The sequence below is a fragment of the Sphingomonas sp. BRN-1R genome, from assembly GCF_057748035.1.
Genome location: NZ_CM173236.1, coordinates 1,763,598 through 1,786,218, shown reverse-complemented (window position 1 = coordinate 1,786,218; position 22,621 = coordinate 1,763,598). Strand labels below are relative to the sequence as shown.

The 22,621-nt window shown below is 67.1% G+C and carries 18 protein-coding genes; 2 read left to right on the top strand and 16 right to left on the bottom strand.

Translation table 11 applies throughout. From position 1 onward, the window contains the following. Nucleotides 1–8: 8 nt before the first annotated feature. The gene (locus tag AC3ANX_RS08210) at nucleotides 9–431 is read left to right on the top strand and encodes a hypothetical protein (protein WP_488336505.1); all 423 of its coding nucleotides are present in this window, start codon (nucleotides 9–11) and stop codon (nucleotides 429–431) included. A 28-nt stretch (nucleotides 432–459) separates the two neighbouring features. On the opposite strand, the gene AC3ANX_RS08205 is transcribed toward AC3ANX_RS08210, so the two are convergent. The 4 genes from AC3ANX_RS08205 to AC3ANX_RS08190 all read right to left on the bottom strand — a co-directional run bounded on the left by AC3ANX_RS08205 (nucleotide 460) and on the right by AC3ANX_RS08190 (nucleotide 5,776). Beyond that, nucleotides 460–1,440: a hypothetical protein gene (locus AC3ANX_RS08205; protein ID WP_488336504.1), complete on the bottom strand. Its 981-nt coding sequence runs from the start codon at nucleotides 1,438–1,440 to the stop codon at nucleotides 460–462. 212 nt (nucleotides 1,441–1,652) lie between these two features. Continuing rightward, nucleotides 1,653–2,042 (bottom strand): response regulator, encoded by a 390-nt coding sequence (locus AC3ANX_RS08200; RefSeq protein ID WP_488336503.1) that lies wholly within the window; start codon nucleotides 2,040–2,042, stop codon nucleotides 1,653–1,655. Nucleotides 2,043–2,105: 63 nt separating this feature from the next. Further along, a complete protein-coding gene (locus tag AC3ANX_RS08195; RefSeq protein WP_488336502.1) occupies nucleotides 2,106–4,583 on the bottom strand; it encodes a tetratricopeptide repeat-containing sensor histidine kinase in 2,478 nt (825 codons plus the stop codon). A gap of 50 nt (nucleotides 4,584–4,633) precedes the next feature. Further along, a complete protein-coding gene (locus tag AC3ANX_RS08190; RefSeq protein ID WP_488336910.1) occupies nucleotides 4,634–5,776 on the bottom strand; it encodes an EAL domain-containing protein in 1,143 nt (380 codons plus the stop codon). Between the two features lie 36 nt (nucleotides 5,777–5,812). Here AC3ANX_RS08190 and AC3ANX_RS08185 point away from each other — a divergent pair, with 36 nt between their 5' ends. Then, entirely contained in the window at nucleotides 5,813–6,004 is a 192-nt protein-coding gene (locus AC3ANX_RS08185) for a hypothetical protein (RefSeq protein ID WP_488336501.1), read from the top strand. A 504-nt stretch (nucleotides 6,005–6,508) separates the two neighbouring features. On the opposite strand, the gene argE is transcribed toward AC3ANX_RS08185, so the two are convergent. From argE to AC3ANX_RS08125, 12 genes are all read right to left on the bottom strand, one after another. Beyond that, the gene (gene argE, locus AC3ANX_RS08180; protein ID WP_488336500.1) at nucleotides 6,509–7,675 is read right to left on the bottom strand and encodes an acetylornithine deacetylase; all 1,167 of its coding nucleotides are present in this window, start codon (nucleotides 7,673–7,675) and stop codon (nucleotides 6,509–6,511) included. Between the two features lie 155 nt (nucleotides 7,676–7,830). After that, nucleotides 7,831–9,315: an efflux transporter outer membrane subunit gene (locus tag AC3ANX_RS08175; protein WP_488336499.1), complete on the bottom strand. Its 1,485-nt coding sequence runs from the start codon at nucleotides 9,313–9,315 to the stop codon at nucleotides 7,831–7,833. Beyond that, entirely contained in the window at nucleotides 9,312–10,916 is a 1,605-nt protein-coding gene (locus AC3ANX_RS08170; protein ID WP_488336498.1) for a DHA2 family efflux MFS transporter permease subunit, read from the bottom strand. The genes AC3ANX_RS08175 and AC3ANX_RS08170 overlap by 4 nt, the downstream gene beginning before the upstream one ends. A 2-nt stretch (nucleotides 10,917–10,918) precedes the next feature. Next, nucleotides 10,919–12,118, bottom strand: a complete 1,200-nt coding sequence (locus AC3ANX_RS08165) for an HlyD family secretion protein (protein ID WP_488336497.1) — start codon at nucleotides 12,116–12,118, stop codon at nucleotides 10,919–10,921. Then, nucleotides 12,115–12,753, bottom strand: a complete 639-nt coding sequence (locus AC3ANX_RS08160; RefSeq protein ID WP_488336496.1) for a CerR family C-terminal domain-containing protein — start codon at nucleotides 12,751–12,753, stop codon at nucleotides 12,115–12,117. Before AC3ANX_RS08160 ends, AC3ANX_RS08165 begins: the two co-directional genes overlap by 4 nt. 104 nt (nucleotides 12,754–12,857) lie before the next feature. Continuing rightward, nucleotides 12,858–14,321: a flavin-containing monooxygenase gene (locus AC3ANX_RS08155; protein WP_488336495.1), complete on the bottom strand. Its 1,464-nt coding sequence runs from the start codon at nucleotides 14,319–14,321 to the stop codon at nucleotides 12,858–12,860. Between the two features lie 28 nt (nucleotides 14,322–14,349). Then, nucleotides 14,350–18,615 carry a translocation/assembly module TamB domain-containing protein gene (locus tag AC3ANX_RS08150; RefSeq protein ID WP_488336494.1) on the bottom strand — a complete coding sequence of 1,422 codons (4,266 nt, stop codon included), beginning with the start codon at nucleotides 18,613–18,615 and terminating at the stop codon, nucleotides 14,350–14,352. Beyond that, the gene (locus tag AC3ANX_RS08145) at nucleotides 18,615–20,720 is read right to left on the bottom strand and encodes an autotransporter assembly complex protein TamA (protein ID WP_488336493.1); all 2,106 of its coding nucleotides are present in this window, start codon (nucleotides 20,718–20,720) and stop codon (nucleotides 18,615–18,617) included. Before AC3ANX_RS08145 ends, AC3ANX_RS08150 begins: the two co-directional genes overlap by 1 nt. Before the next feature lie 184 nt (nucleotides 20,721–20,904). Then, the gene (locus AC3ANX_RS08140; RefSeq protein ID WP_488336492.1) at nucleotides 20,905–21,366 is read right to left on the bottom strand and encodes a hypothetical protein; all 462 of its coding nucleotides are present in this window, start codon (nucleotides 21,364–21,366) and stop codon (nucleotides 20,905–20,907) included. After that, nucleotides 21,363–21,680: a DUF3618 domain-containing protein gene (locus AC3ANX_RS08135; protein ID WP_488336491.1), complete on the bottom strand. Its 318-nt coding sequence runs from the start codon at nucleotides 21,678–21,680 to the stop codon at nucleotides 21,363–21,365. Before AC3ANX_RS08135 ends, AC3ANX_RS08140 begins: the two co-directional genes overlap by 4 nt. After that, nucleotides 21,677–22,024, bottom strand: coding sequence for a phage holin family protein (locus AC3ANX_RS08130; protein ID WP_488336490.1), 348 nt, complete (start codon nucleotides 22,022–22,024; stop codon nucleotides 21,677–21,679). Before AC3ANX_RS08130 ends, AC3ANX_RS08135 begins: the two co-directional genes overlap by 4 nt. Before the next feature lie 23 nt (nucleotides 22,025–22,047). After that, nucleotides 22,048–22,563: a hypothetical protein gene (locus tag AC3ANX_RS08125; protein ID WP_488336489.1), complete on the bottom strand. Its 516-nt coding sequence runs from the start codon at nucleotides 22,561–22,563 to the stop codon at nucleotides 22,048–22,050. Nucleotides 22,564–22,621 lie beyond the last annotated feature (58 nt).

Sequence of the window (22,621 nt, the reverse complement as noted above, 5' to 3'; positions counted from 1 at the left end):
AAGCTCGGATGAGAAATCTAGGTCTTGTAACAAATGGCGATGAAGCGAAAGCTATCAATCGTTTGAAGGGGACCGAGCTGGGCTCTATTTTTCAGGACAAATCGCAAGGAACATTAACGCGAGGCAAAAAATTAGGCTCCTCCAGTGTTGAGACATTTAAGAAAATCGCAGAAATTGCTTCTGTTAACGATGTTCTACTTAATGAAGCAGTTGCTAAAGCGATGTTGGCTGCAGGCTTAATCGATTCTTTCGAGCTTGAGAAAGATTTTGGCATCGGCCTTACTCGCAGAACGGATATCCTGGCAACAAAGGGTAGTAACTTAATACGTATTGAGGTGATGTGGCGGGCTAAGACTGGCCGCGCCGATATCGCTAATTATACCCTCACTAAGCTTTCAAATTACGGAAAGGCCATCGGCTATCTTTCGTGAGTGCGAGACACATCTGAATGGCTTAAAGTTACCCACACCACCCCCGCCACCCCTCCTCCGTCGCCGCCGCCTCCCACATCGCCTGCGCCTCCGCCATCTTACGGCGTGCTTCATCCTGCGCCGCGTAGCGCTCGCGCATCGTCGGCCCGCCCGGCACCGCCACACCTCGCGCACCCAGCGCATCGACCGACGGCCGCAGCAACGCCCCCTCCCGCGCCCACGCCGCGTCGCGCGCCTCGGCGATCAGGCGGGCGAGTTCACCAACGTGCGGCTCTGCGGTCTCGACCGGCTCGAACGCCTGATCCCACAGCGCCAGCACCCGCTCGCCGGCACCGCCAGCGCAAAGCATAAGTTCGATGCAGGTCATCTGGCGCAGCGTGAAGTCGGCGGCGATCACTTCTCCCGCAAGCCGCGCGCGGCGTTCGGCGGCGGCCTTGTTCCGGTAGGTGTCGAGCAGCAGGGCGAGCGCGGTAAGCCGCGCGGTCTTGTCGGCTTCCGCGATCGCCTCGGCATCCTCGGCAGCCTCGCGCGCGGCCTTGCAGACCGGGCAGTTCTCCGCCGCCTCGCGCTCGATCGTCTCGCGGCTGCGCGTGCCGTGGGCGAGGCCGGGGCCGCCGTAGCGATCGGCGAGGTGGTGGCGCAGGATGAACATCAGCAGCCGGTCGTTGTATTTGCGCTTCTCGCCGACCTGCTCGCCGCGCCAGAACACGGGATCGGCGACGCCTTCGGTCGCGCGGTCGATGGCGATATCGGTGAGGCGCTGCACGCCGTGGTCGAGCGCGGCGTTCCAGGCGGCGCGGAAGCTGTCCGCGCCGGGCTGGCGGCGCAGGTAATAGGCGCCCTCCTGGCTCATGTTGACGCGCTTGCAGGCAGCTTTCACCGATCCGAGTTCGGCGAGCGCTTCGATGAAGGCGCGCTGGCGCTCGGGCGTCCAGCCGTCATAGCGGGGTTTGCGGGGGACAGGCTCGAAGTCGAGCACGGGGCGCTGCGTGGGGACGAGGTTCTGCATGGGCGCGCCACGTAACCTATATGGTTCGTGTAGGACAGCCCGATAGTCGACCGCCAAGGTGCGCGGGCGCGGCATGGTCGAGCGGCTGGAGGAACCGATCCCGCGCCACTCGGGCTGAGCGCCCAACGCAGCTTAGCCGAGGACCAGCGCCGGCCCGCGCGGCGACGCACCAGCACTGTCCGAAGACGCGGCGTGGCCGCGGCGTGGATGCCTCAGCCGATCATCCCGTCGTTCGCGCCCTTGGCGAGCATCCGCCCGATCGCATCGAACAGCGAATCCATCGCGACCGGCTTGAACAGCACCTCGTCCGCACCCGCCGCGAGGCAGCGCTCCCGCAGGTCGATCGCGGTATCGGCGGTGAGCACGATCACCGGCAGGTCGGCCTTGGCATCCTTGCGCGCGCGGATATGTTCGAGCGCGGTCAGCCCGTCCATTCCGGGCATGCGCAGATCGAGCAGGACGATGTTGAAGTCATGTTCGTCGATCAGGGCGAGGCCGATCTCGCCGCTTTCCGCCCCGGTCATCGTCGCACCCGCCACGTCGAGCATATCGTTGACGACCCGCCGGTTCATCGGATCGTCTTCGATAAACAGGATCTTCATGGCCGGGTGCCGGCTTGAAGGTTCGAGTGGGGTCGATCAGCCGTCATGCTACTCACTATCGGATCATGCCGCCTGCGTTACAAGCGCGGGTTCGTGCCCGTTACGCCGGATTTCACCGTACATCAAATCGGCCAGCCGCGCACCGGCAATCGGCTTTGCGACGACCCGGTCAAGCCCGGCTTCCTCCGCCTGCCTATAGACACCCGCGTCGGGGGCAGACCATAACAAAGTGCTCGCCGCGCCCGCCGTCGACGCCGCACGGCCGATCTCGACGAGCGCCGCTGCCGGATCTTCAGCGGCCTTGATCGTGGCATCGTCGATCAGCACATGCGCCACCCCGCCCTCGGCGAGCCGCAGGGCGGCTTCGGCCGCAGTGGCCGCGAAGCCGACCTCGCCCGCGCGCGGGGCGAGTACGGTGCGCAGCATCGCCCGCGTGATCGGGTTGCGGTCGACGATCAGCAGCCCACTGGCGAGCGGGCGCGCCGCCTCCTCCGCCGGTGCCTCGGCACGGATCAGCGGCAGCTCGATCGTGAAGGTCGAGCCCGCGCCGGCAACGCTCGACACGACGACATCGCCGCCCATCGCGCGGGCGAGGTTGCGGCAGATCGACAGCCCCAGTCCGGTGCCCCCAAAGCGCCGCGTCGTGCCGGCATCGACCTGACGGAACGATTCGAAGATCAGCTCGAACTTGTCGGCGGGAATACCGATGCCGCTGTCGCGGATTGCGATCCGTACGCGCTCGCTACCGCCGTCGCGCACGGTCGCCACCGCGAGCCCGATCGTGCCGCGTTCGGTGAACTTGATCGCGTTCGACAGCAGGTTGAACACGATCTGGCGCAGCCGCGTCGCATCGCCCTCGATGCCGCGCGGCGCGTCGGCCAGATCGAGCGCGAACGTCAGGCCCTTGGCCCGCGCCTGCTCCTGCCACATACGGCACACATCGCGCAGCATCTCGGTGAGGTCGAACGGCGCCTGTTCGATCGAGAGGTTGCCCGTCTCCATCTTCGCGACATCGAGGATGTCGTCGACCAGCGCCCGCATCGTCACGCCCGCGCTGTGGACGATGCCGATCCGGTCGCGCAGCGTCTCGCCCAGCTTCGCGTCCGCCAGCATCACCTGCGTCATGCCGAGGATGCCGTTGAGCGGGGTGCGGATCTCGTGGCTGGTGGTGGCGAGGAACTCGGTCTTGGCGGCGAGCGCCTTGGCGAGCGCGTCGTTGGTCGCGGCGAGATCGACGTTGGCGGCGCGCACGTCGTTGCGGCTGCGGCGGATCACGATCAGGCTGGTGGCGAGCAAGGCGACGATGACGAGCGTGACGATCGCCACGCCTGCGAAGATCAGCCGCTGCGTCGCCGCGCGTGCGTGCTCGAAGGCGTTGGTGCGTGCCAGTTCCTCGTTGCGCAGCTTGGCGATACGCAGTTCCTGATTGGCAAAGTCGAACCGCGCCGCGGCGAGCGCGGTGTTGGTCGATGCGGCCAGCGTCGAAGCCTTGTCGTCCAGGCGCTTGAGCGCTTCGAGGTGGGCGAGCGCATTCTTCTCGTCGCCGACGCGCTTGAAGGCGAGGTAGGCGGTCTCGTGCGCCTCGCGATCCGAGAGGGTCGGGTGCGAAGGGTCGACTTCGGCGAACGCGCGCGTGATGAGCGACGCGGCACGCGGCGCATCGCCGTGCTGAAGCGCGGCCTGTGCGGCGAGCGCCCAGAACTGGCCCACCGCCGCGGCGGCTGCGGGCTGGCTGCGATAGCCGAAGCCCTGCGCGATCGAGCGATCGGCGGCGTCCAGCTTGCCGGCGCGTAGCTGACTGCGCGCGATGTTGCTGAGCACGCGCGCCTCGAGTTCGGGGCTATGCAGCGTCTTGGCAAGCGTCAACGCTTCCCGGAATTGCTGCTCGGCCTCACGAAACCGGCCGAGTTCCTTCAAGGCGTTACCGCGATTGTCGAAAATCGTCAGCAGCAACTGCGGATCGGCACGGTACACATCGCGCGCCTGATCGTTATAGCGCAGCGCGTTCCGGTAATCTCCTGCCTCCAGATACAGCAACGCGATGCTGAGCAAGGCGATCGCACGGCTGCGCGTCTCGCCGATATCGCGGAACAGATTGTGCGCCTGCTGATAATCGGCGAGCGCTGCGGCCACCTGCGCAGTCGCGGCATGCAGCCCGCCGCGCGACAGCAGGATATCGCCGGTCAGCTTGGTAGCAGGCCCGGCCGCACGCGCGGACGCGAACGCCTCGTCGATCAGCGGCCTGGCTTTCTGGACGTTCCCCAGCCGAAGATAGGCTTCACCTTGCAGCCATTGCGCGGTCGCCGTGCCGATCGCGCGGCGATTGCCGGACAAACTGCCGGCGGCTCGCTCCGCGATCTGCGCCTTTTCGATTGCCTGCACCGCGTTGACCAGCATCGCCGCCTTGGCGTCCGCCACGCGCGCATCGAACTGATCGGCCGCGTCGGTGGCGTGCGCCGCCGCGCCGAGCAGCAGCCCGAACGTCAGCAACAGCCCGCACAGAAGCCGCCGACCGGTAGCGTGGAGAGTGACGATGCTCATCGTCCGCGATGTGCCACACGCATCGTTAACGCGCGGCTAAACCGATCACGTCAGCCGCCGCGCCAGAAGCTCGCCGGGCGCTTGAACATGGATTCGCGCCCGTCACCACCAAGCTTGAGGTTGTCGTCGGTCAGGAACTGGCGGAACGCGTCGATCGAGATCGGGCGGCTGAGCAGATAGCCCTGCACCATGTCGCACCCCATCACCGTCAGCAAAGCAAGCGCGGCCTGCGTCTCGACGCCCTCGGCGGTGACTTCCATGTCCAGCGCATGCGCCAGGTCGATCGTCGAGCGCACGATCAGCGGATCGCGGTTGCTGCTGGTGAGCTGGAGGATGAACATCTTGTCGATCTTCAACTCACGCGCGGGCAATTGCTTGAGATAGGCGAGCGAGGACAGGCCAGCGCCGTAATCGTCGATCGCGATCGTGATGCCGACCTCGTCGAACTTGCGCAGATTGGCGATCGCGCTCTGCGGATCGCGGATCACCGCCGTTTCGGTGATCTCGAAGCCGATCTGGCTGCCGCCCTCGCGCACCTTGCGGCAGGCGGTGGCGACGAAATCCGCATCGCCGAGCAATTGCCCGGAGATGTTGATGAAGATCGTCAGATCGCGCCCCTCGTCGCGCAGCGTGTGTTGATCGGCGATGACCTGATCGAGCGTCCACAAGGTCAGCGCGCCGATCTGGCGCGCTTCCTCGGCGACGGTGATGAAGTCGCCGGGCAGGATCAGGCCGCGTCGCGGATGCTGCCAGCGCACCAGCGCCTCGGCGCTCGAAATCTCCTGGCGGCGGACATGGACCTTGGGCTGATATTGCAGGAACATCTCGCCATTGGCGATCGCTGCGGGCAATTCACGGATCAGCGAGAGCCGGTCGAATGCCGGGGTGCCGGCGGAGAGATCGCGCAGCACTAGCCGGAACTCGGCACGGGCCTGTTCGAGCGCACCCTCCGCTTCCTCAACCAGTCGCACGTCTTCGGTGCTGCCGACCGGCGCGGCGGCGGCCGCGAGCGTGATCTCCATGCGGTGCCGTTCGCCATCGAGATCGAACGGCGCTTCGAACGCTGAACGGAGCGTCTCGATCGCCGCAGCCGCGCTGGCGAGATCAGCCGCGCCAAGCTCCAGCTCGGCGATCGAGCGGCCTGCCGGTGAGCCGCTCAGGCCCGGTACGCAGCCGACCGCGCGATCGATCATGTCGATCACGAGGCGATCCGCGCACAGCCGCCCAAGATGGCGGCGAAGCCCGGCGAAGTTCGCGATCTCGGCGAACGCAACCACGCGCCAGCCATTTACGACATGGCGCAGATCACGATCATCTTTACCGCTGCGTTGATGCTCCTGTCCCAAAACGGAACGGGCGGGAAGCCCCAGGAACGGCACCTCCGCACGCACGCGGGCGAACGAGTCTCGCCGCCCGCCTGAGAAATCCTGGGTTTGGAGAGCGCGAGCCATGCTTGCCGGCATAGGCGCGAGCTTTGAACGAAGCGTTAAACCAAGCCTCCGAATCCGCGCAAAACCCTGAAATCCGATTGCAAAATGGTTAAACCTGCATTAAGAAACTCGTGCACACACAGAGGTGCATAGGGAGAAAGCAATGCTTCGTTTCATTCTTTCGCTGATCTACAGCGACAACATCCGTCCTTGGTAACAGCTTAGCCCAGTCCGGTGCGACGTCGCATAAAAGCGCCTCTTTCGAGGCACTTGGCGAAGCACCGGGCTGGATCTTGACGTCACGGCGCAGCGCGCGAGACCAGATGTCCGCCCCGCCGGTCTTCTTGCCGATCCTGAAGACTGAAGCTGCGAGCGCCTGAACAGTCGGCAGCGCGCTGCATCGGCAAATCCGCAAATTACGTAATCGTACGGAGTTCGTCCGACACGCCGCATCCGTCTGGCCCGCCCCGCATCGCCGGCCACACTATCCTTATATCACCGCAACGCGTCGGCGAGCCGCGCCATGAATGCGGCACCACGTTCGAACTGCGCGACCTCGAGATATTCGTTGGGCTGGTGCGCCTGTTCGATCGAACCCGGTCCGCAGATGATCGTCGAGAACCCCGCCTCCTGGAACTGCCCCGCCTCCGCTGCGTAGGAAACCACGCGCGGTGCGCCGTTGTCGCCCGCCAGCCGCCGCGCCAGCGCCTCGGCCGGGCTGTCGGGCTGGAGCGCAAACGACGGCGTCAGCGAGCGCCGCACGATCTCCACCCCCGCATCGGCGAAGCCGGCGCGGATCGCCGCGTCCTCCGCCGCGCACAACGCCTCGAACGGCGCGATGATCGCCTGCGGGTCGAGCCCGGCCGGGGTGCGCAGATCGAACACGAACACACATTCGCGCGCGAGGATATTGACGGCGGTGCCGCCGTTGATGAGCCCGATCGTCAACGTCGCATGCGGCGGATGATAGGGGGAATGCGGATCGGCGCTGCACTCCAGTTGCGCGGCGATCTCGGCGAGCGCGCTCATCAATTTCACCGCGACCATGTTGGCCGAGACGCCAAGGTGCGTCAGGCTCGAATGCGCCTCATGCCCGCGCACGGTGACGACCCAGCTGGCGATGCCCTTGTGGCCACCCACCACCTCCATGTTGGTCGGTTCACCGACGATCACCGCGAGCGGCGACGGGAGGTCGCGCACCAGTTCGCGGATCATCGACGGCGCGCCGAGGCAGCCGACCTCCTCGTCGTAGGAGAAGGCGAGATGCAGCGGCAGCGCCGAATTGCCACGCGCCACCTCGGGCACGATCGCCAGCGCGAGCGCGAGGAAGCCCTTCATGTCGCAGGTGCCGCGCCCGAACATACGGTCGCCGCGCCGGGTGAGCGCGAACGGATCGGTCGCCCAGGCCTGCCCGTCGACCGGCACGACATCGGTATGCCCCGACAGCACGACGCCCCCGGCCACCGCCGGGCCGATCGTCGCATAGAGGTTGGCCTTGCTGCCATCGTCGTTGGCGACGCGGTGCGAGGCGATGCCGTGGCCCCCGAGGAAATCCTCGACATAGCCGATCAGCGCAAGGTTCGAATCGCGCGACGTGGTGTCGAACGCGATCAGCCGTTCGAGATGCGCGAGCGCGGCGGCGGCGATGTGCGAGGAGTCCATGGCCAAGCACCTTACCGGCTGTTCGAGGCAGGTCAAAACCCCCCGCTCGCCCCCCCTTCCCGTCACGTCATGCCAGCGCAAGCCGGTATCTCCCGGTGGCGGCCACAGCGCCTCAACCGGAGAGACCCCAGCGTGCGCTGGGGTGACGGAGCGGTTTACGGCATCGCTGGCGACGTCTCGTCCCAGCCGCCGCCGATCGCCTTGAACAGCGATGCGGTATCCACCCGCAACTGCATGTCGCTGGCGGCGACCTGCTCGCGCGCCGACTGGACGTTGACCTGTGCGCCCAGCAACTCGTCCTGCGCGACGAAACCAGTGCGATACCGCGCCTCGATCGAGCGCGCGGTGCTCTCCTGATCCTTCACCGCGCGTTTCAGCGCCGCGTTGCGTCGATGCTCGGCGTCGAGCCGGGCGAGCGGATCCTCGACGTCACGCAAGGCGCCGAGCACGGTCGCCTTGTACTGCGAATAGGCTTCCTCGGCCTGTTCCTTGCGGATCGCCACGGTCGCCTTGCGGCGGCCCCAGTCGAGCAGCGGGAAGTTGACCGAGCCGCTCGCCGTCGCCTGCAAACTATCCTTGCTGAACAGATTGCCGAGCCCGGTAGACAGCAGTTCGCCCAGCCCGGTAAGCTGGATTTTCGGATACAGATCGGCGACCGCGACGCCGATATCCGCGGTCGCGGCGGCGAGGTTGCGTTCAGCCGCACGGATATCGGGTCGGCGCCGCAGCAGGTCGGCGGGCAGCCCGGCGGGCACGCCCGGCAGGCCGAGCGGTGCCGCGGGCGCGGCGGTCAGCTCCGCGTCGAGCGTCTCGGGCGCCTCGCCGACGAGGATGCCGAGCGCATGAACCCGCACCCGCACGTCCGCCTTGAGCGGTTCGAGCCGCGCCTGAAGCGCGGTCAGCGTGCCGCGCTGGCGCGTCACGTCGCTCTGCGGCACCAGCCCGGCCTTGGCGATGTGGCCCGAGATCGCCAGCGCACGTTGCTCGCGCGCGATCTCGTCGGTGATGATGGCGATCTGGTTCTGATCGAGCCGCAGCGAGAAATACGCCTGCGCGACTTCGGCGGCGAGCGTCACCGCCGCGTCACGCTGGTTCCACACCGCCGCGCTGGTGCGCGCGACCGCGCCCTCGACCTGCCGACGACCACCGCCGAAGATGTCGATTTCCCAGCTCGCGTCGAAGCCGAGCGCATAGGTGGTGATGCCGCTGCCCGGCAGCGCGATCCCCCCGCTCGACCCGCTGCTACCGCCCGACGATCCGCCCGAGAACAATTGCGTGATCTGCGAGATGCCGCTGTTCTTGCTGAGTTCGATATGGGTGGCATTGCCCATCGCGTCGACAGTCGGCTTGCCCACGCCGCGTGCCGCCACTTCGGACAGCCGCGCCTGTCGCACGCGCGAAGCGGCGATCGCCATGTCCGGGCTGCCCTTCAGCGCGCGCTCGACCAGCCCGTCGAGCTGCGGATCGCCGAACGCGGTCCACCATTTCGCCGGGTCGATGTTGGCGCCGGGCATCTGCGCCTGCGGTTCGCCGAAGGTGGCGGGCACCGGCAAATCGCGCGCGTGATAATTGGGGCCGACCGTGCAGGCGCTCGCCAGCAGCATTGCCGCCAGCGCGCCGAAAATCCGAGTCCGGGTCAATGCGCCATCCCTCCGCCGCCGCCGCCCGACTTGCTGGGCTTCATCAGAAACACCGCCGGCGAGACGATCAGCACGATCACCATCAGCGCGCGGAACACGTCGAGGAACGCCAGCATCGACGCCTGCCGCTGCACCTGACTGTAGAGCAAGGCGAGCGGCGTGGTCGTATCGCCGACGCTGCCGACCGCGCCCTGCGCCTTGGCGAGCCATTCCGAATAGTTGAAGTTCAACGGGTTGAGCCCCTGCACCAGTTCCGTCTGATGACGCTGCATCGCGTTCGAAAGCATCGACTGCGAACTCGAGATGCCGATCGTGCCGCCAAGATTGCGCGCGACGTTGAGCAGGCTCGACGCCTGCGCGGTCTTGTTCTGCGGCAGGCCCGCATAGGCGACCGCGCTCAGCGGCACGAACAGGAACGGCAGGAACATCGACTGATACAGCCGCGCCAGCGCCGCATCGAAGAAGCTGATGTCGGCGTTGAGATGCGACATGTTCCACAGCGCGAAGGCCTGCCCGAGAATGGCGGGGAACAGCAGCATCCGCACATCCACGACACCGCTCAGCCGCCCCGCGATCGGCACCATCACCAGCGTCATGAAGCCGCCCGCGGTCAGCGCCAGCCCGGCATCGAACGAGGTATAGCCGATCACCTGCTGCAGCATCTGCGGGATGAGCTGCGTGGTGCTGAACAGGATCATGCCGGTCAGCCCCATCACCAGCAAAGTCGCCGCGAAGTTGCGGTTCTTGAGCAGCTTGAGGTCGACCACCGGCTCGTCGGTGTGGGTTTCCCACAGCACCAGCCCGATCAGCGATACGCCCGCCAAGACGGCCGTGGTGACGATGAAGCTACTCGAGAACCAGTCCTCACGCTCACCGCGATCGAGCGTTACCTCCAGGAAGCCGAGCCCGAGCGCGACCAGCAGCACGCCGATATAGTCGATGCGGATACCGCGCTTGATGAGCTTCTCGCGGTCCTGCTTGATCGTGTCCGGCTCATCGACGAACAGGTTGACGAGGAACAGGGAGGCGATGCCGATCGGCACGTTGATGAGGAACACCCAGTGCCACGACCACGTCTCGGTGATGTAGCCGCCGATCGTCGGCCCGAGCACCGGCCCCACCACCACCACGATCGCGAAAGCGGCGAACGCCATGCCGCGCTGCGCGGGCGGAAACGTATCGGCGAGCATCGACTGTTCGACCGGAGCGAGCCCGCCGCCGCCGATGCCCTGAAACACGCGCGCGATCACCAGTGTCGAGAGGTTCGGCGACAGCCCGCACATCAGCGAGGAAATGGTGAACAGCGCGATCGAGATGAGGAAATAGCGCTTGCGGCCGATCACGTCGGACAGCCAGCCGCTGATCGGGATGACGATCGCGTTGGCGACGAGGTAGCTGGTCAGCACCCAGGTCGCCTGATCGCTCGAGATCGACAGGCCGCCGGCGATGTGATCGAGCGACACGTTGGCGATCGACGTATCGAGCACCTCCATGAAGGTCGGGATGCTGATGAGCGCCACGATCATCCACGGGTTGTACGATCCCGCCGCCGATCGGGTGGGATCCCACCCGTCGGCGCGTTTCGCGGGGGCGTCGGCCACGTTCAGCGCACCTTGACGGTGGGGACGACCGACATGCCGGGACCGATCGGATATTTGCGCGGGTTGGGCGCATCCTTGCCGTTCTGGTCGAACTCGATGCGGACCGGCACGCGCTGCACCACCTTGACGTAATTGCCGGTCGCATTCTGCGGCGGCAACAGCGCGAACGCCTGCCCCGCCCCGCGCTGGACCGAGTCGACATGGCCGTGGAACTTGATGTCGGGATAGGCATCGACCTTGATCTCGACCGGCTGGCCGATCTTCATGTCGCGAAGCTGCGTTTCCTTGAAGTTCGCCGTGATCCAAACGTGATCGGGCACGATCGCCATCAACTGCGTACCCGGCCCCACGTAGGAGCCGAGGTTGACCTGACGGTTGACCACCTGCCCCGCCACCGGCGCGGTAAGGCGCAGATAACCGATCGTGACGTTCGCCTGTTTCACCTGCGCCTGCCGCGCGGCGATCACCGCTTGCGAAGCGGCGACCTGACGCCGCGCAACCTCGACCTGCGCCTGCGCGCTGGTGATCTCGCGGCGCGCGGCGGCGGCGTTGGCGGCGGCGGAACGCGCGGTCGCACGCGCCTGATCGAGCTGCTGCCCAGCGACCGCCTGCGGGTCGATACGCTGGAGCTGTTCGTAACGGGCGAGATCCTGCGCCGCCTTCTGCGCATCGGCGAGCGGCCCGCGCGCCTGTTCCTCGGCCTTCGCGGCAGCAGCCTGTGCGGCGACGACCTGCGCGCGCGATTGCTCCGCCTGCGCCTGCGCCTGGCTGACGTTCGCCTGTGCTTCCGCGAGCGACGCCTCGGGGCCGTTGGGCTGGATCACCGCGAGCAGGCGACCGGGCTCGACATGGCGATTGTCGAGATCGGCGACCTGGATCAGCGTGCCCGCGACGTTGGGGGCGATGCGGACGATATGCGCATCGACGAACGCGTCGTCGGTCGATTCATACTGCCGCGCATCGAGGAAGTAGAACACGCCGACGATCGCGATGACGGCGACGACTGCGATGACGATGAACCAGAACAGCGGCCGCTGAACGAGCGAGGGCTTCTTCGGCGCGTCATCGCCGTCGTCCTGCGCATCCTTGTCGTCGCGCTTGCCTGAGGATTTCGCGTCGCCCCCCTGCTGGTCGCGACGATCGTCCTTGCGGTCCTCGTGGTCGTCCGATCCGCCGGTGTCCGGGGCCTGATCTTCGGTCATGCGGTCTCCTGGCGGTCGGCACTCAGCCGGTCGAGCAAAGCGTCCGTGCTGAGGGAAATGAGATGCGTCAGCTCCTCGGCGAAGGAGCCGTCGATGGTGGGCTCGCCCGCGATCCGCAGCAACGTGCCGCGGGAGGAGCGGAGCGAGAAAACCTGCGCGGCCATCAGGAAGGTCGCGATCCGCGCGCGTTCGCCGACAGGTACGCCGGTCGCGACGGACACCAGCGCGGCGAGATCTTCGAGCACCTGTCCCATCACCGTATCGTACAATCGGTCGAACGCCGCGCCGGGCCGGAGATGTTCGCGCATGATGAACATGGAGACGGCGGCCGATTTCTCGCCCATCATCCGCCCGGCGATCGCGGCAAGGATGCGATGGATCTTCGCACGCGCCGCCACCGGATCGCCGAGCGCGGCGGTGTCGTCACGGTCTAGCAGGGGCAGCATCTCGCGCGCCATCTGGTCGGCGACGTGATCGGCAACCGCGAGGTACAGCCCCTCCTTGCTGCCGTAATGATAGGTGATCGACGACATCGCCGTGCCTGCCGCACTGGCGATGCCGCGCGTGCTCGCGCCGTCGAGACCCTTCTCGCCGAATTCGCGAATCGCACTGTCGAGGAGACGTTCCTGAACCACCGCGCCGGCTCTAGTTCGTTCGAACGAACCGAGCAACGTCTTTGTGCAGTGCGGGAGCGTTTTGCTAAACGAGACCCGAACCAAACGGTTCCTTATCTCGTAAACTAATCTTCACGCGGCTCCGGGTTGGAAAACAGCATGTCCGTGGCGACCCGCCCGAACCGGAGCGCAACCATGTCGGCAAGGTAGTTCTGCCGCACGCGCCATGGCCGACGATTGCCCTGCTTCGGGAATTTGGCCGCCGCACGTGTGACGTAACCGGAGGTGAAATCCACGAACGGCAGCGGCGTGAGCGGCGTTTCACCCGGCTGCGGCGTGACCTGACGCATGCCGCGCCGCCGCATGGCGTTGAGTAGGCGGCAGACATAGCCGCTGACGAGATCGGCCTTCAGCGTCCAGGAGGCGTTGGTATAGCCGAACACCAGCGCGAGGTTCGGCACGCCGCTGAACATGAGCCCCCTGTAGCTGTAGCGCGTCGCCAGATCGACCGCCGCGCCATCCACGCTGAGCTCCATGCCGCCGAGCAGCAGGATTTCCAGCCCGGTTGCGGTGACGATGATGTCCGCGGGCAGTTCGGCACCGGACGCGAGCGCCACCCCGTGCGGCGTGAAGGCGGCGACCTCGTCGGTAACGACATCGGCCTTGCCCGCGCGGATCGCCGCGAACAGATCGCCGTCGGGGACGAGACACATGCGCTGGTCCCACGGGGCGTAGCGCGGCGTGAAATGCGTCGCGACGTCATAATCCGCACCCAGTCGGTGCTGCGCCATTGCAGCGATCCGCTCGCGCGTCTTGACGGGCTGCCACCGCGCCAGATTGTAGAACGCCATCTGCACCAGAATGCTGCGCGCGCGGATGATCCCGTGCGCGAGCCTGCCCGGCAGCAGCGCGCGCACCCGCCGCGCGAACGTGTCCTCTGCGGGCAGCGACACGACATAGCTCGGCGAACGCTGGAGCATGGTGACGTGCGCGCCTCTTTCTGCAAGCGCGGGCACCAATGTCACCGCGGTCGCGCCGCTGCCGATCACGATCACGCGTTTGCCGGCGACGTCGAGATTCTCGGGCCAGAATTGCGGGTGGACGACGCGTCCGGCGAATGCCTCCGCATTCGCGAACGCGGGGGCGTGACCGCGTGCATAGTTATAATAGCCGCTGCACAGGAACAGGAAGCCGCAGGTGAACCGCACCGGCCCCTCCGGTCCGTCGACCGAAACCGTCCAGCACGCCTCGGCGCTCGACCAGGCGGCGCTGCGCACGCGGTGGCCGAAGCGGATGTGCCGGTCGATCCCGAACGCCTGCGCGGTATCGCGGATATAGTCGCGGATCGATGCGCCATCGGCGATCGCTTTCGCTCCGGGCCAGGGCCGGAAGCCGTAGCCGAGCGTGAACATATCCGAATCGGATCGCACGCCGGGATAGCGGAACAGATCCCAGGTGCCGCCGATCGTGTTGCGGCCTTCGAGGATCAGGTAGCTGCGGTCGGGGCAGCGGGTCTGGAGATGATAGCCGGCGCCGATGCCCGACAGCCCGGCGCCCACCACCACTACATCGAAATGCTCTACGGTCACGCCGCCCCCATAGGGGCATGCGGCGCGATCAGTAATCCTTCTTGTAACGCACGCTGAGGTTCGATCCGCCGAACGTGCCCGCCTGCGACAGGGCGCTCAGCCCCTTCGCCAGCGCTACCTCGAGCTGGGTCGCGGTGTAGCCCTTCGCGTCGGTGATGATCTCCACATAGATGTTCTTGGTGATGTACTTGCCCGCCGCGAGGCTGGTGCCCTGCCCGGTGGTCTTGTCGCCGCCGACGATGCGCAGCCGGTCGAACCCGGTCGCCGAGCGCAGCTTGCCGAGCGGGTTGAGACCGCCGCCACCGCTGCCGCGCAGCGAGTTGAGCGCCGCCGCAAGCTGGATCGCCTCGGTCGCCGACAAATCGGTGACGGACGTGCCGAACAGCAGCCGGCTGAGCACCTCGTCCTGCGGTAACGTCGGCGTCGAGGTGAAGGTGATCTGCGGATGCTGGCCCGTGCCGCCGATCGCGATGATCGCCGAGACCGAGTCCACCGTCGTGGTCGCGCTGATGTCGAGCGTCGGGTCCGCGAGCGGGCCACCGTTGAAGGTGACGATGCCGTGGTCGATATCGAAGCGCTTGCCCGAGAAGGTGTAGGTGCCGCGCACGATCTGGAGCTTGCCGGCGATCTTGGGATCGGCCGAGCTGCCGCTCACCCGCATATCCGCCGACCATTCGGACTCCAGCCCCATGCCGCTCACGTACAGCTGCTCGGGCGCGCGGATGTGGATGTCGAGCGCGAACAGCCCCGGTGGCCCTGCGGCAGGCTTGGTCGCGCCCGCGGCGGCGGCCTTCACCAGATCGCTCTTGCGGCGCACGCCGGTCAGTTCGAGCACGTCGGCCTGACCTTGCGTCACGATCTCGTAGCGGGCGTTGGGGATGCGCAGGTCGCCCTTGATCTGGCCGCCGGCCGCCTTGCTGTTGGTGATGGCGAGCGTGCCGCTCACCGTTGCGCCGAGCGCGTCGCTCTTGGCAAGCTGCGCATTGTTGAGCGTCGCCTGGATATTGATCGGGAAGCCCGAATCCGCCGCGAACCCGACCGACCCCTGCGCCTGCACCGTGCCGTTGCCCGCCTTGGCGTTGACCTGCGTGATCTCGAGCCGGTCGTTGGTGAACCGCCCCGCGATCCGGATGTTGGTCAGCCGCGTCCCATAGACGTCATTGTCGTAGGTGAGGTTGTCCGCGCGGATCAGGCCATTCAGTTGCGGCGCCGAGACGCGGCCGGAGAAATCGGCCGCGATCGCGATCGGGCCGCTCAGTTGCTGCTGCGCCATGCCCGCGAGCGAGAACAGCACCGCCGAAGGGCCGTTGTAGCGGATGCCGCCAGCGAGCGGCGCGGCCATCAACCGGCTCGACCAGCTCCCCGAACTCGACGGCAGCGGCCTGAGCGTCGCCACCATGCGACCGACGGTGGTGCCGGCGCGCGTGACGAGCGCGCGCGCATCGCCGCCATCCTGCAACAGCTTGCCCGAGAAGACTATATCGACCGGCTCGGACACCGAAGCGAGGCTGGCACGCGTGAAGTTCGCGATCCGCAGCTGCGCATTGGCGGTCGGGAAGCTTGCGCCCGACGGCTGCCTGAAGTCGACGCCGCCGCTCGCGGTGCCGCCAAGGCCGAGGTTCGGCACCAGCGCATTGACCATCGACAGGTCCATCCGGTCGAGCCGCGCCTGCACGTTCATGCCCTTGCCGTAGCTGCCGGCGAGCCGCGCCGATCCGCCCGAGCCGGCGCTGCCGAAATCGAGCCGGGTCGGCTGGAGCGTGTAGGTGCTGCCGGCGATCGCGATGCGCGCGGGGCTTGCCGTCTTGAAGTCGATGCCGTTGGCCTGCCCCTGCAACGCCGCCAGCCACAAGGTCGGGCTGAGCCTGGCGTTGGCGGCAAGCCGGAACGGCACCCCGCTCGACCCGTTGGCGAGCAGTTGCGCGGTGCCCGAGCCGCCCGCGTAGTTCACCTTCGCACGCGCCGCGGTGATGACCGCCGCGCCGTAGCGGAAGTTGCCGATCTGCGCGTCCGCGATGATTTGCGGCGCCTTGGGATAGAGGATCGCCTGCGCCTTGATGATCGCGCGGCCGATCGTGAACTCGGTCGCGCCGGGGATCTTGGCGTTGGACGCGGTCGCGGCGACGTCGGCGCGCTGCACCGAACCCTGCCCGCCCAGCACCGCCGCACCGTTGATGCCGGAGCCGGCGAACTGGACGCGGCCGGCGAACGGCCCCGCCTTCAGTTGCTGGACCTTGCCGCTGGCGACGACACCGGCGAACTGGACGCGGTGGATATCCACCGTCAGCGTCGGCGCGGTCGCGGCGAGCACATCGGCGGTGAACGGCCCGTAATTCGTTCCGCCTTTCGCGACGATCGCATAGGCCGAGCCGGTGCCGCGCACCTGCGCTTCGAGGTTGACGAGCCCGACGCCGACGCCCGGACGGGGTGCGCGCAACAGCACGACCGGCTTCGCCACGGTGCCGGTCACGCGCGCGGTAAGCGGGCCATATTGTTTGGAGAACGCGTCGGCATTGACCAGCAACGGTCCCGCCGGATCGTAGCGCCCCTCGCCGCGCGTCACCTGGAAATCGGGCGCCGCGAGCTTCAGGTTGCGGAAGGTGATGATCCCGTCGGGCGCATAGCCGACGTCCGCCTTCACGATGGCATTGCCGCCAAGGAAGTTGCGTGCGCCTTCGTTGAAGATCTGCGACGTGCTCGCGACGACATGCCCGGTGATGCCGAAGCCGCCCTTGGGCGCGGTCACCAGTTTGGCGTTGGTCGCGACGCTGACGATACCGAACCCTTCGACCCGGTAGTTGTTGACCTTGCCGTTGAGCGCGCCGCGATACATGCCGGTCGCGAGATCGGCGACGACCAGCGCGGCCGCGTCGATCTTGGACGAGCGGATCCGCAGATTGTCGGACAGCACCTTGCCGCCGGATATGGCGAAGTTGCCGTTGATCGCGACGTTCTGGAGCAGCCCGCCCGCCATCGCGTTCAGCCCGACCACGCGTGCGGCACGCGCGTTGACCGGGATCAGGATGTGGTTGGCATCGACCGTCGCCAGCCCCGAGGCATAGACATTGTCGACCCGGATCGCGCCGAAGCCGATCTGCGCGCCCTGCACCACATAATTGACGGTCGGGGTGGCAAACGGCCCGTCGAGCACGACGTTCGCCGCCACATCGCGGCCGTTGAGGTTGGGCGCGATCACGCCGGGCCGCAGCAGCTTGGCGGACACCTTCATCTGCCCGAACTTGCTGGCGGCAAGGTCGATCCGCCCCTGCCCCGCCACCGCGAGCGCATCAGATTTGAGCGTCAGCATCGTATCGACGACGCGCTTGTTCATCGTCGCATCGAGTGCGATGTCGAGCTGCGGCGCGGTCAGCGCGGCGACCGGGTTGACGGGCGTCGCCTTGTCCTTCGGGGCACCGCCCGGGTACAGGCCGGGATGCGCGTTGCCGCGCAGCTTGAACGTGCCGTTGTTGGCGGTCAGCGTCAGATCGGCGAGCGAGGAGCCGCCGAGCGTGCCGGACACCTTGCCGCTCCACGCCTTCCAACTGCCCTTGCCGCCGATCGTCATGTCGAGCGGCGCGCCCAGCTTGGCGAGCGTCGCAACCACGCCGCCGGCGGGCGCGTTCAGCTTCGCGTCGATGTCGAGCTTGTCGTCGTCGGGCACCGCATCGAGCTTGAGCGCGAGCCGGTCGCCACCGGCGACGCCCTGCGCCGCCACCGCCGCGACGTTCGCCGTCACCTGCGCGCGCCGGTCGGCGATGTGCGCCACGCCGTCGATGCCGATGATGTGGGTCTGGCCCGTCACCGGTTTTTGCACGACGAACCGGTCGATCTTCAGCCGGCCGACGTCAATGTCCATGCTCGGCAGCGTGGGCGCATTGGGATCGCTCGGCGTCGCCTTCAGCACGGGCGCGCGCGCAAGCGTGATGAGCGCGGCCGAGGCGCTGCGCACGTCGGCATGGTTGTTGACGAACGCGAACGGGCGCCAGTCGACCGCGATCGCCGGCGACGTCAGGAACACGCCCTTGGTGTCGCTCACCCGCACGTCGCGCAGCACCATTGCGCCGTAGATCGAGCCGTCGATGCGCCCGACCTTCACGTTGAGCCCCGACGCGAGCGTGTAGCCGTTCAGGTAATTGGTGATGAACCGCCGGCCCGGCTGCGTGTTGATGCCGAACACCAGCGCCACCGCCGCCAGTACCAGCACCGCCAGCGCGATGCCGACCCACTTCACGATACGCTGCCAGAGCGGCGGCTTGACCACGATCACCTGCTCGGAGGGGGCTTCGCTCGCCATCAGAACGCCTGCCCGATCGAGATGTAGAGTGCGATCAAACCGTCGCCCTTGCGTTTGTTGAGCGGCGTCGCGACGTCGAAGCGCAGCGGGCCGAAATTGGTGTAGAACCGGCCGCCGATGCCGGCGCCGTAGCGCAGGTCGTTCCCCTTGGGGATGCTGCCTTCATAGCTGTTGCCGCCATCGAAGAACGGTACGATGCCGAAATTGCCGAAGCGATACCGCGCCTCCAGCGAGAACTCGTTGAGCGAGCGCCCCCCGACCGGGTTGCCGTTCGGGTCGAACGGCCCGAGCCGCTGATAGCCGTAGCCGCGCACCGACCCGCCGCCGCCGCCGTAATAGCGCCGCGATGGCGCGAGATCGTCGCGCGAGATGCCGTCGATCGACGCGGCGCGCACGCGACCCGCGAGCACGATGCTGTCGGTGATCGGGTAATAGCCGCTCACCTCGGTCAGCGCGCGGATGTACGGGCTCGCCTTGCCCTGGATCGAGGTCTCCGGGCTGAGGCTCAGCTTTACGCGGTAGCCCCTGGTCGGGTTGAGCAGGCTGTCGGTGGTGTCCCACTGCGCCTGCCCCGGCAACGCCGCGATGAAATAGGTGCGCCGCACGTTGCCGGGCTTGCTGAAGTCGTACACGCTTTCGTTGGTGCCGGTCAGTTCGACGCCAAGTGCCCAGGTGAACTTCTTCTGCCAGATCGGCGTGGAATCGTACGAGATGCGCGCGAACACGGTGCCGGTGAAGGCGTTGTACGCATCGTAGTTGGAATGGTCCGCCGTCACGCCGAAGCTGAACGTGCGATCGCGCTTGCCGGCGTTCGAGCGCTTGAAGGTCGCGCCCGCGCCCTGCTCCTGCGAACCACCCGTCAGGTCGAGGATCAGCGCGCCTTCAGGCGGGAACAGATTGCGGTGTGTCCAGCTTCCGACCAGCTTGAAGCCTTCGCCCGTGCTGTACCCGCCGCTTACGGCGAGCGAACGCGGCGGGCCGGCCTGTTGGCGCACCAGCAGATCGACCACCTGAGTGCCCTCGGGTCCGGGCTTGTCGGTCTTGACCGGCTCGACCGAGGCGGTCGAGAACAGCCCGGTCGCGATCAGCGCCTGACGCAGATCGTCCACCTTGCGGCTGTCGTAGATTTCGCCGGGCTTGAAGCGCGCGAGCACACCGACATGGTGCGCGTCGAACGCGAGCTTGCCGGTGGTGGTGTAGCCGCCGAACGACGAGCGGGCGCCGGTATCGACCGGCAGCGTATAGGCGCCGGTGGTGGTCAGCTCATCGAGCAAGATATCGCGCTGCCCGACCTTGGCGAAGGGATAGCCGTTCTGCGGCAGCACCAGCGCGACGTTGGCTTCGGAGCCCTGCACGCGGCCCGCTTCGATCGGATCGCCCGGCTTGAGCGCGAGCGCCTTCTCGATCAGATCGGGCGGGACCGTGGGATCGGACACGACCTTCACCGAATCGAGATGATATTGCTTGCCCGGCGTCGCGTTGATGATCGCGCGGACGCGACCCTTGTCGTTCGGGATCGTCTCGATCGTCGAGACGGCCGTTCCATCATAATAGCCCATCGAGCGCATCACGCGCCCGGCCAGTTCCTCATCCTCGTGCGCGCGCGCCGAAACGACAGCGGCATTGGCGGCCTTGCTGCTTTTCTTGAGCGCCGAATGCGCCTTGAAGTCGTCGGCAAGCCCGACCTTGTCGAGCCCGTTGACCACGGTGTCGTAGCGGATTTCGGGGTTCTTCTCCTCCTTGTCCGCCACGGTGACGAACGGCGTTGAATCGAACGTGGCGAGCGGCGGAAGCGGCTGCGCGAGTTCCGTCGACGTCGCCTGAGCCGTAGCGGGCGCGGCAGTCGTCGTGGCAATCCCGGCCGGGGCAACCTGCGCGGCGACAGGCGGAGTGGTGGCCGGCGGCGTCGCAGCCGGTGCGGGCGGCTGGCTGCCGACCGGCTCCAGCGACATCGGCTCAAGCGGCGCGTTGATGTCGCTGCTGAGCGGCGGCAGCGCCTTGTTGAAATCGCTGTCCGGGACGATCGGCTGCTCGGCAGCGGGATCGACCGGTTGCTGGACCGCCGGCGTCTGTGCGGGCTGTACCTGTTGCGGCGCGACGCCCATCACGGCAATCGCTAACCAACTCGTCGAGAAACCCGGCGAAATCAAACGGCTCTACCCCCTTGCGAAAGCGAACCGTTACAGTTTCGCCCTTCATCCACTCGCAAACGCGCCGTGCGCGATTTGGTTTCACGATCAAGTGGGCAATCCGTTGCGGTGCGGCGAAGTGGCCGCACCGCGCGGCAGATCAGTTCTTTCCGGTCGCGCCTTTCGCCGCGGCGACGCCGGCGGTGGTGATGGCCTTGATCAGCCCCTCGATCAGCTTGCCGGCGGTTTCGCGGGCTGCGTTCGGGCTGAGCCCGAGACCATCGAGTTCGGCGAGCCCCGCCACCTTGGCGGCATCGGTCGCCCCGCGTGCGGCATCGGTCAGGCGGCGACCGACCGGCTTGAGCAGCCGCGTCTCGCTCTCGCCGCGCGGGATGAGCGCGCCCGCCAGCACGCCGAGCGCGACGCCGCCGACGAGCACCGACAGCGGATTCGCCTCGATCCCCTCGGCGGTCTTGCGCGCGGTTTCCTGTGCGGTGTCGCCCGCCGTCGCCAACGCCTTGCTCGCCGAATCCTTTACCGTCTCCAGCGTGGTCTCGATGGTATCGCGCACGCCGTGCTTGCCGGCGTCCGTGCGCGCGGCGTCATGGGTGTGATCGGTCATTGCGGGTTTCCTTTCGCTCCCTTGCGGGTGGTATGAGTATCCGATTTCGTCTTGCCGCGACGGAACAGCGCCATCACCGGCCGGCGGATCAGCAGCAGCCCGGCCGCGGCCGCAGCACCTGCAGCGATGCCGGGATTGCGCCGCGCCACTGCGACCGCCGCCTCGCCCTGTTCGCGCAGACCGTCGGTGGCATGCCGCGCCAGCGTGCGCGGATCGACCCGCTCGCGCAGCTCGGCGATCGAATGGTCGAGTTGCGCCTTCGCCGCATCCGCCCGCGCGCGCGCCAGCGCGACATTGTCCTCCGCGCCGCTCATCGCACCTTGCCCTTCGCGCCTGCCGCGCGGATCATCGACAACGCGACCCACACGAGCAATCCGGCGATGGCGAACGTGCCGCCGATCGTGATGACGGTCGCCCAGATCGGCCCGAGCGTCTGCGCGATGCTCATGATGATGCCGACCAGCAGCGCGATGATCGCCGCATGTGCGAGGATCACCGCGACCACGCACAGGATCACCGCCGTCTGGTAGTCCGCGACGATCTTCAGCGCCTGCGCGCGGTACAGGTCGACCTGAGCGCGCGCGAACGTCTTGGCGTCCTCTACGAGCCTCGAGACCAGAGTCCCGATGCTCTCCTCATCGCCGATATTGTCAGGCATGGATCCCCCCGGCCGCCGAACGATCAGACCTGCTCGACCGGCGACGTCGCCGCGTCCGGCTCAAGTCCGGACTTGACGAGGCGGGCGAGCACGAACCCGATCGCCGCAGCCGCGCCGATCGCGATCGCGGGGCTTTTTGCGACGAAGCCGCGCGCGTCCTCGATCAGTTCGTCGATCTCCTTGGCCTTGATCTGGTCCGAGATGTTGGTGATCGCGTCCGCGGCGGTGCGGGCGTACTGGCCGTATTGCGGGCCGACCTTCTCATCGACCTGCCCGGCCGCGTCCGACACCATCCGCGCCAGCTCGTCGAGTGCGCCACCGGCGCGGGCCTTGCCGTCCTCGGCATAGGCGCGCGCCTTGTCGGTCGCGTCCTTGGCGAGCTTGGCCGCGCCGTCCTTGAGCGTCTGCGTGGCGTTGGGCTGGGCGGTGTCGCCCGTCGCGCCCGTGCTTCCCGCGGACTTGGCCCCGAGCGGCTCGGCGTCGATCGGCTGATCGTTCAGAACCTCGGGTGTCGGCTGGTTCACATTGTCTTCGGCCATGGAATGCCCTTTCTTGAACTGTCTTTCGCTCAACCTGCGTGCGCAGGCGCGGTTCCAT

Excerpts from the sequence above, each read along its gene's own strand:
- AC3ANX_RS08200 (WP_488336503.1), bottom strand. The coding sequence starts at position 2,042 with ATGAAGATCCTGTTTATCGAAGACGATCCGATGAACCGGCGGGTCGTC.
- AC3ANX_RS08205 (WP_488336504.1), bottom strand. The coding sequence starts at position 1,440 with ATGCAGAACCTCGTCCCCACGCAGCGCCCCGTGCTCGACTTCGAGCCT.
- AC3ANX_RS08135 (WP_488336491.1), bottom strand. The coding sequence starts at position 21,680 with ATGAGCGGCGCGGAGGACAATGTCGCGCTGGCGCGCGCGCGGGCGGAT.
- AC3ANX_RS08125 (WP_488336489.1), bottom strand. The coding sequence starts at position 22,563 with ATGGCCGAAGACAATGTGAACCAGCCGACACCCGAGGTTCTGAACGAT.
- AC3ANX_RS08140 (WP_488336492.1), bottom strand. The coding sequence starts at position 21,366 with ATGACCGATCACACCCATGACGCCGCGCGCACGGACGCCGGCAAGCAC.
- AC3ANX_RS08145 (WP_488336493.1), bottom strand. The coding sequence starts at position 20,720 with ATGGGCGTCGCGCCGCAACAGGTACAGCCCGCACAGACGCCGGCGGTC.
- AC3ANX_RS08165 (WP_488336497.1), bottom strand. The coding sequence starts at position 12,118 with ATGACCGAAGATCAGGCCCCGGACACCGGCGGATCGGACGACCACGAG.
- AC3ANX_RS08150 (WP_488336494.1), bottom strand. The coding sequence starts at position 18,615 with ATGGCGAGCGAAGCCCCCTCCGAGCAGGTGATCGTGGTCAAGCCGCCG.
- AC3ANX_RS08210 (WP_488336505.1), top strand. The coding sequence starts at position 9 with ATGAGAAATCTAGGTCTTGTAACAAATGGCGATGAAGCGAAAGCTATC.
- argE (WP_488336500.1), bottom strand. The coding sequence starts at position 7,675 with ATGGACTCCTCGCACATCGCCGCCGCCGCGCTCGCGCATCTCGAACGG.
- AC3ANX_RS08185 (WP_488336501.1), top strand. The coding sequence starts at position 5,813 with ATGGCGGCGAAGCCCGGCGAAGTTCGCGATCTCGGCGAACGCAACCAC.
- AC3ANX_RS08195 (WP_488336502.1), bottom strand. The coding sequence starts at position 4,583 with ATGAGCATCGTCACTCTCCACGCTACCGGTCGGCGGCTTCTGTGCGGG.
- AC3ANX_RS08130 (WP_488336490.1), bottom strand. The coding sequence starts at position 22,024 with ATGCCTGACAATATCGGCGATGAGGAGAGCATCGGGACTCTGGTCTCG.
- AC3ANX_RS08190 (WP_488336910.1), bottom strand. The coding sequence starts at position 5,776 with ATGATCGATCGCGCGGTCGGCTGCGTACCGGGCCTGAGCGGCTCACCG.